Origin of the sequence: Xanthovirga aplysinae, assembly GCF_009711365.1 — a bacterium.
GTDB classification, from domain to species: domain Bacteria; phylum Bacteroidota; class Bacteroidia; order Cytophagales; family Cyclobacteriaceae; genus Xanthovirga; species Xanthovirga aplysinae.
Map to the genome: position 1 here is coordinate 1 of NZ_SMMB01000215.1, position 726 is coordinate 726.

Genomic DNA, 726 nt, shown 5'->3' on the forward strand with positions numbered 1-726 from the left:
ATGGCGAGCTGCCATGCTTTTCCAACGCGCAAAAGCCGACGCGAATAAAGCACAGCAGCCAGCCCAACGTTGTGCCCAATGCAAAAAATGATGAAATTGACGATCATATTAACTTTTGCGACATTAACACTTGTCTCTTGCAGTAAAATAACACCTGCCGGTTTTTGGACTGACTTTGACAAGAACTTGCAAATCGAACATATCAATGACCAAGGACCTTGGGGAGGACATCGGGCAATACACTGGACGGCTGATAATAAAGAGACGTTTAATACAAAAAGAATAATTGATTTTGCGACCAAAAATGGTTGGACACTGGTTGACAGTACTCAACACTCGACTAGAAACCTTATTAAATGGAAATACATGAACAATCCAATATTTCCATTATCACATACTGGTTTTAGCCCAACGGTAATACCATCAAATAGCGTTTATGAGAACTTTCCAAGGTGGACTTCATCAGACGCCATGGTTTTCCACTTTGAAACCGGTTGGGTTTCAATTCAACCAGGGACAGATGATAGCAACTTAACAAACGGCTTTGTAATGGTAAATAAGGATCAAAATGAAATGACAGTTTACCATTTATGGGGTGAATAGAAAAAAAATAATAAACACTGGGCACAACACTATGTAAAAATAATAGCCGCGCGAGGCCATCAGCACATCCAAAGCTACAATTTTTACATTTACCGTTGTGTGTCATTTAGGTAAAACACTTGT

General features: G+C 39.5%; 1 protein-coding gene. It reads left to right on the forward strand.

All coding sequences use genetic code 11. From position 1 onward, the window contains the following. Positions 1 to 87 precede the first annotated feature (87 nt). Entirely contained in the window at positions 88 to 603 is a 516-nt protein-coding gene (locus E1171_RS00455) for a hypothetical protein (RefSeq protein ID WP_155203037.1), read from the forward strand. Positions 604 to 726: the final 123 nt, after the last annotated feature.

Excerpts from the sequence above, each read along its gene's own strand:
- E1171_RS00455 (WP_155203037.1), top strand. The coding sequence starts at position 88 with ATGATGAAATTGACGATCATATTAACTTTTGCGACATTAACACTTGTC.